At 44.0% G+C, this 2,259-nt stretch carries 2 protein-coding genes and 1 pseudogene; all 3 read right to left on the reverse strand.

Annotated features, from left to right (window positions below; genetic code table 11):
- Nucleotides 1-128: 128 nt before the first annotated feature.
- Entirely contained in the window at nt 129-782 is a 654-nt protein-coding gene (locus ACH2DQ_RS02425; RefSeq protein ID WP_394910843.1) for an ABC transporter ATP-binding protein, read from the reverse strand.
- 59 nt (nt 783-841) lie between these two features.
- A complete protein-coding gene (locus ACH2DQ_RS02430) occupies nt 842-1,738 on the reverse strand; it encodes a hypothetical protein (protein ID WP_394910842.1) in 897 nt (298 codons plus the stop codon).
- Nucleotides 1,731-2,259: pseudogene (locus ACH2DQ_RS02435) on the reverse strand (hypothetical protein); the annotation flags it as partial. The pseudogene ACH2DQ_RS02435 and the gene ACH2DQ_RS02430, both read right to left, overlap by 8 nt.

A 2,259-nucleotide genomic window follows, 5' to 3' on the forward strand; every position in this document is an offset into this window, starting at 1 on the left:
AGCGCTTCGGGAAGGTTAGAAAATGCCAGTTCTGCGTTAAGCCTTCCAAACACCTGTCATGGTCCGCCCCCTTCTCTTTCCGTACACAACCTCTGTATACAAAGCGTCCCCTCCCTCAGCCCCCCCATTTATAAGACTTTCAATACCCCTGCATCCATTTCACATACCGTATCACACAGCATCTCAATATCTGCCGCATTATGACTGACCAGGAATATTGTCTTTCCCTGGTCATTTAATTCCATGATCAGATCGTACACTTCCTGTACTCCCTGCTTATCCAAACCATTAAATGGCTCATCTAAGATTAACAAATCGGGATCCTCCATGATAGCCTGTGCAATCCCAAGCCGTTCCCGCATTCCCATAGAATATTTCCCCACATGCTTTTTAGACTCTGCATCCAGCCCCACACGCCGAATGGCGCTTCGGATTGTTTCATCGTCTGTCTTTCCTCTTAATGATGCCAGTAATTTTAAATTCTTAAATCCGGAAAGATTCGGAAGAAATCCCGGACTTTCTATAATCATGCCCAGCGATTCCGGAAAATCAATATCTCTCCCAACCCGCTTATCCTTCACATAAATGCGTCCTTCTGTAGGTAATAAAAAACCGCAGATACATTTTAACAGCACTGTTTTTCCCGATCCATTCATTCCTACAATACCGTGCACCATCCCGCATTCAAAATCATGCGTAATATTCTTCAATACTATTTCCTCACCAAATTTCTTGCTTACATTCCTTATACTGATTGCAATATCTCCCATTTTACCAGCCATAACATCCTCCATCTTGCGTACACCATTCTGCATGCACCGGTGCTGTAAAAAAGTTCTTCCTACTCATTAAGCTGCAGGAAATGAAATTCGTATTTACGCGCAATTTTGCTGATAAGCAGCAAATTCATTGCTATAATCCCCCCAAATACGCCTGCACTCATCCATATCCGTGGCAGATTGTCATAACCAAAATTGTGCATATAATAGGTGGCATGATTCAGAGGAGACAGCCAGCCAACAGCAATATTCGCTTTGTATTCCATCGTCAGGGGTAAGTGAAGCAGTGTCATAAAAATCTGGGGATTCAGCAGCAGCCCATACAGATTTAAAGTAAAAACACTCAATACGCCCACAAACTGGCTTTTGCAGAGATTAAAAAGCAGCATAACAGAAGCCATCATCAGGGAATACAAGGTAGTCAGCAGAAATATAACAGCGGCACACTGGTAAGGGTAAGACATTTCCATAGTCTTAACGGTTGCCGGCAACGCAATTTTTACACCAACGCCTGAATAGCCAAGAAGTGCCCCTGTCTCGCTCCACATGTTCCCCGGAAATGACAGTGGAGCACAGATGATACAACTTACCGCCAGCAGGAAAGAAGTATAGATCACTGTGGCGAGCACCACATAGATTACCTGCCCCCATACCCACAGAGACCGCTTTGTCCTACAGAGAAAATAAGGGGTTCCCTGGCTGATAAACGGCATATCTGCAAACAGTAGAATCAATAGCAAAGAAGATATCATAATGGAATTGGCATCCCCAAACGTCCATACAAAAGCCTCTAATATCTGCATATTCGTACCGTAACTTTTCGCCAGGGATACCGCTTTGTCCGATAACATCAGGCAAAGTACAAATGCCAGCGCAAAGGTCATAATGACTCTGGGATTTGTCTTCCACAAGTGAAAATTATAGCCTGCAATCTGAAAAGACTGCTTTATATCATGCATCCTTCAATCTCCTTTCCATGGTTATCACATATGCCGCTGATACTGCAAAAGCCGCCAAAGATACCATCAGTCCGGCTTTCCAGGCAGGTATCGCCATGGGTGCTGCCCATTCACGGGGATTTAATATATACAGAGATGTATAATATCGTTCTTGAAATGCATGCAATACATAATACAGAATAAAGGGGGTGGTATATGCCATATATTTGTTTATCATGAAAGCCGCAAAAAATCCACCCAGTAAAGCCCAGAGACTGCCGCTCATACAAGTAAGTATCATCCACCATGCCACATCGGTAAGATACGGTAAAATTTCTGTTTTTATGGAAAACCACTGTTTCAGTTCTGTGAAAACCACCACTGTAATTCCTGCAAAGAGCAGCAGCGCTCCAATCATTACCATCAGGCAGGCCGATAAAGCTGTCACAATCACTTTTGAACCAAGATATCGTTTCCACCCGGTACGGACAAGGCCGGATAACGCAAATCGGTACTTCAGCGCGGCCGAGAAGGAAGCCCCA

The organism is Robinsoniella sp. (assembly GCF_034124845.1).

Bases quoted from the DNA above. Each gene is read 5' to 3' on its own strand.
- ACH2DQ_RS02425 (WP_394910843.1), bottom strand. From the start codon at position 782: ATGGCTGGTAAAATGGGAGATATTGCAATCAGTATAAGGAATGTAAGC.
- ACH2DQ_RS02430 (WP_394910842.1), bottom strand. From the start codon at position 1,738: ATGCATGATATAAAGCAGTCTTTTCAGATTGCAGGCTATAATTTTCAC.